Genomic DNA, 5,849 nt, shown 5'->3' with positions numbered 1-5,849 from the left:
CCATCCGCCAGTCACTGATATCGAGCAGGTTTTCCCCGCTGATCGTCAGCACATTGTCACCGCTGCCGGTCAGATCGATCGCTTCCACAGAGCGCAGATCGCCCGGCAGAATGGCGGTCAGATCGAAGTTGAGCCCGGCTCCATCCAGCACCAGACTATCGAAACCGCGCCCGCCATGGATATCTTCAAAGGTGAAATCGGTGAGTGTGATGCGATCGTCGCCCGCACCGCTGCGGATCACATCCGCACCGCCTGCGCTGATAATCGCATCGTCACCATTACCGCCGATCAGGATATCCGCAGAAGCCGTGCCGGTCAGCGCCCGATCCGTCTGTTCACCCTGCTGGCCATAAAGGGCACTGCCATACAGCACATAGGCTTCCCCGGCATTACTGCCGCCATCGTCACCGGAATAAGCACCGACCAGCAAATCGTCATAGCCATCGCCATCGATATCCCCGGCTGAAGAGACCGCTATGCCGAGATAGTCATCTGCCGTATCGCCCTGGATGATAAAGCCATCGGCGGCGGTAAGAGTATCGAGATCCACCGTGCCGTAGCCCGAGGCCTTGCCGAAAATCACATAGGCCGCTCCGGCATCGCTGCCGCCATCGTCGTTGGCATAGGCCCCGATAATCAGATCGGCATAGCCATCGCCATTCACATCGCCCGCAGAGGACACCGAATAGCCCAGATAATCGTTAGATACGGCACCCATAATCTTGAAGCCATCACTGGCACTCAGCCCGCTGCCCAGATCCACTGTGCCAAAGCCCGAAGCCTTGCCGAAAATCACATAGGCTGCGCCTTCATCATCGCTGCCACCATCGTCGTTTGCATAGGCTCCGACGATCAGATCGTCATAGCCATCACCGTTCACATCGCCCGCAGAGGACACCGACAAGCCCAGATAATCATCGGTATTATCACCATAGATTTTAAAACCATCCGAGGCACTGAGCGAAGACGATGTATTCACCGTGCCGAAGCCCGAGGCCTTGCCGAACAGCACATAGGCCGTGCCTGTATCCGTTCCGCCATCGTCATTACCATGGGCCCCGACAATCACATCGGCATAGCCATCGCCATTCACATCCCCCGCAGAGGACACCGAATAGCCCAGATAATCATCGGTATTATCACCATAGATTTTAAAACCATCCGAGGCGCTGAGCGAAGACGATGTATCCACCGTACCAAAGCCCGAGGCCTTGCCGAACAGCACATAGGCCGTGCCTGTATCCGTTCCGCCATCGTCGTTGCGATAGGCCCCGACAATCAGATCGTCATAGCCATCTCCGTTCACATCGCCCGCAGAGGACACCGACAAGCCCAGATAATCTTCCGTGGTATCGCCTATGATCTTGAAGCCATCCGCGGCACTCAGCGTGTTGCCCAGATCCACTGTGCCAAAGCCCGAAGCCTTGCCGAACAGCACATAGGCCGCTCCGGCAGAAGTGCCGCCATCATCGTTGCGATAAGCCCCGATAATCAGATCATCATAGCCATCCCCGTTCACATCACCGGCCAGGGACACCGAATAGCCCAGATAATCGCTACTATTATCACCCAGAATGGCAAAACCCTGCGAAGCGCTGAGCGAAGACAGATCGATCACCCGGCGGCCCGTCGCATCCACTGTTCCGAAACCGCCCGCTCCGCCGAACAGCACATAGGCCGCTCCGGTATCGCTGCCGCCATCGTCGTTCACATAGGCCCCGATAATCCAGTCATCATACCCATCGCCATTGACATCGCCCATATTCTGCATCGAACGATAGCCCAAACGATCACCCGCTTCGTCACCCTGGACGATAAAGCCGTAATGTTCCTTGAGAATACTCGTATCGATCACCGGGGCGGTGCCGAGCGGGTCATTGGTGAACGTCACATCCTGTTCCACCAGAACATTGGCATAGCCGCGCTCATAGAGATTATAGGTCACACCCTCATAATCATAGGTGCCGCCATAGGTAAAACCTTCCAGACCGATGGCACTATCACCCGCATCGCCCTTCACTATCATCCAGGCTTCACCATCCATCCGCCAGTCACTGATATCGAACACGGTTTCCGCCGTGAAACTCAGAGAATTGTCACCATCGCCAGTAAGGTCCACCGCTTCGATAGAGCGCAGATCGCCCGGCAGAATGGCAGTCAGGTCCAGATTCATCCCCAGATCCTGCAATACCAGCGTATCGAAACCGCGCCCGCCATGGATATCTTCGAAGTCGAAATCGACCAGACGGATCAGATCGTCCCCTGCACCGCCACGGACCACATCCGCACCGCCGCCGGTGACGATGATATCGTCGCCCTCATCGCCGATAATGATATCCGCACCGCTGGTCCCCACCAGCGTATCGGCGTTGGACGTGCCCTGCATAATGTCGGCCCCCATATCGGGCCGCCCGAAGAGCACATAGACTTCCCCGGCATTGCCGCCGCCATCACCACCCCCATTAGCACCGACCAGCAGATCGTCATAGCCATCGCCATCGATATCCCCGGCTGAAGAAACCGATACGCCGAGATTGTCACCAATCGTATCGCCCTGGATGATAAAGCCATCGGCGGCCGCGAGAATATCGAGATCCACCGTGCCGAAGCCCGAAGCCTTGCCGAAAATCACATAGGCCGCTCCGGCATCGCTGCCGCCAGCGTCATTACCATAGGCCCCGACAATCACATCGTCATAGCCATCGCCATTCACATCGCCCGCAGAGGACACCGAATAGCCCAGAAAATCTTCCGTGGTATCTCCCATAATCTGGAAACCATCGCTTGCGCTCAGCCCGCTGCCCAGATCCACTGTGCCAAAGCCCGAAGCCTTGCCGAAAATCACATAGGCCGCTCCGGCTTCGCTGCCGCCATCGTCGTTGTAATGGGCCCCGATAATCAGATCGGCATAGCCATCCCCGTTTACATCGCCCGCCAGGGACACCGAATAGCCCAGATAATCGTTAGCTACGGCACCCATAATCTTGAAGCCATCACTGGCACTCAGCCCGCTGCCAAGATCCACCGTACCGAAGCCCGAAGCCTTGCCGAAAATCACATAGGCCGCCCCTTCATCATCGATGCCGCCATCGTTGTTGGCATAGGCTCCGACGATCAGATCGTCATAGCCATCCCCGTTCACATCCCCCGCAGAGGACACCGAATAACCCAGATAATCGCTATCATTATCACCATAGATTTTAAAACCATCCGAGGCGCTGAGCGAAGACGATGTATCCACCGTGCCAAAGCCCGAGGCCTTGCCGAACAGCACATAGGCCGTGCCTGTATTCCCTCCGCCATCGTCATTGTAACGGGCTCCGACAATCACATCGTCATAGCCATCCCCGTTCACATCCCCCGCCGAGGACACCGACATGCCCAGATAATCGCCAGATGCGTCGCCTATGATCTTGAAGCCATCACTGGCGCTCAATCCGCTGCCCAGATCCACCGTGCCAAAGCCCGAAGCCTTGCCGAACAGCACATAGGCCGCTCCGGCAGTGCTGCCGCCAGCGTCATTATCATAGGCCCCGACAATCAGATCATCATAGCCATCCCCGTTCACATCACCGGCCAGAGACACCGACAAGCCCAGATAATCGTTGCTATTTTCACCCAGAATGGCAAAACCCTGCGAAGCGCTGAGCGAAGACAGATCGATCACCCGGCGGCCCGTCGCATCCGGTGTTCCGAAACCGCCCGCTCCGCCGAACAGCACATAGGCTGCACCGGCATCGCTGCCGCCATCGTCGTTGTAATAGGCCCCGACGATCCAGTCATCATACCCATCGCCATTGACATCGCCCATATTCTGCATCGAACTATAGCCAAGATAATCATTCGCTTCGTCACCCTGGACGATAAAGCCGTAATGTTCCTTGAGAATGCTCGTATCGATCACCGGGGCGGTGCCAAACGGCTCATTGGTGACAGCCACATCCTGTTCCACCAGCAAATTGGCATAGCCGCGTTCATAGAGGTTGTAAGTCACACCCTCATAGATCTGCGTGCCGCCATAGGTGAAGCCCTGCGTCACCACGCTGTCCCCGGCATCGCCGGTCACCAGCATATACGCCTCACCATCCATCCGCCAGTCACTGATATCGAGCAGGTTCTCCCCGCTAATCGTCAGCACATTGTCACCGCTGCCGGTCAGATCGATCGCTTCCACAGAGCGCAGATCGCCCGGCAGAATGGCGGTCAGATCGAAGTTGAGCCCGGCTCCATCCAGCACCAGACTATCGAAACCGCGCCCGCCATGAATATCTTCAAAGGTGAAATCGGTGAGTGTGATGCGATCGTCGCCCGCACCGCTGCGGATCACATCCGCACCGCCTGCACTGACAATCGTATCGTCACCATTGCCGCCGATAAGGATATCCGCAGAAGCCGTGCCGGTCAGCGCCCGATCCGTCTGTTCACCCTGCTGGCCATACAGGGCACTGCCATACAGCACATAGACTTCCCCGGCATCCTCCCCGCCATCATCACCCCCATTAGCACCGACCAGCAGATCGTCATAACCATCGCCATCGATATCCCCGGCTGAAGAAACCGATACGCCGAGATTGTCACCAATCGTATCGCCCTGGATGATAAAGCCATCGGCGGCCGTGAGAGTATCGAGATCCACCGTACCGAAGCCCGAGGCCTTGCCGAAAATCACATAGGCCGCTCCGGCATCGCTACCGCCAGCGTCGTTCTGACGAGCCCCGATAATCAGATCGGCATAGCCATCGCCATTCACATCGCCCGCAGAGGACACCGAATAGCCCAGAGAATCATCCACAGCCGCGCCCATAATCTTGAAGCCATCACTGGCACTCAGCCCGCTGCCCAGATCCACTGTGCCAAAGCCCGAAGCCTTGCCGAACAGCACATAGGCTGCCCCGGCAGTGCTGCCGCCATCGTCGTTGTAATAGGCCCCAACGATCAGATCGTCATAGCCATCGCCATTCACATCGCCCGCAGAGGACACCGAATAGCCCAGAGAATCACCGGCAACCGCGCCCATAATCTGGAAACCGTCCGCGGCGCTCAGCCCGCTGCCCAGATCCACTGTGCCAAAGCCCGAAGCCTTGCCGAACAGCACATAGGCTGCCCCGGCAGTGCTGCCGCCATCGTCATTACCATGGGCCCCGACAATCACATCGTCATAGCCATCACCGTTCACATCCCCCGCCGAGGACACCGAATAGCCCAGATAATCGTTGGATGCGTCACTTGTGATCTTGAAGCCATCACTGGCATTCAGCGTGTTGCCCAGATCCACTGTGCCAAAGCCCGAAGCCTTGCCGAACAGCACATAGGCCGCTCCGGCATAGGTGCCGCCAGCGTCATTACCATAGGCCCCGACAATCACATCGTCATAGCCATCACCGTTCACATCGCCCGCCGAGGACACCGAATAGCCCAGAAGATCTTCCGTGGTATCGCCTGTGATCTTGAAGCCATCACTGGCGCTCAATCCGCCGCCCAGATCCACTGTGCCAAAGCCCGAAGCCTTGCCGAACAGCACATAGGCCGCTCCGGCAGTAGTGCCGCCATCATCGTCGCCAAAGACTCCGACGATCACATCGTCATAGCCATCACCATTCACATCACCGGCCAGAGACACCGAATAGCCCAGAGAATCCTCGGTATTATCACCCAGAATGGCAAAACCCTGCGAAGCGCTGAGCGAAGACAGATCGATCACCCGGCGGCCCGTCGCATCCACTGTTCCGAAACCGCCCGCTCCGCCGAACAGTACATAGGCTGCACCTGTATTCGTTCCGCCCTCGTCGTTCTGATAGGCCCCGACGATCCAGTCATCATACCCATCGCCATTGACATCGCCCATATTC

At 57.5% G+C, this 5,849-nt stretch carries 1 protein-coding gene; it reads right to left on the bottom strand.

Going from position 1 to position 5,849, the window contains the following annotated elements:
• Positions 1-5,849 (bottom strand): FG-GAP repeat protein (locus D6851_RS17335; protein WP_120326094.1); only part of this gene is annotated, 5,849 nt, incomplete at both ends.

This window comes from Altericroceibacterium spongiae (assembly GCF_003610805.1).
Taxonomy (GTDB): Bacteria; Pseudomonadota; Alphaproteobacteria; order Sphingomonadales; family Sphingomonadaceae; genus Altericroceibacterium; species Altericroceibacterium spongiae.
The sequence above is the reverse complement of the archived record's forward strand: the minus strand, read 5'-3'. Positions and strand labels throughout refer to the sequence as shown.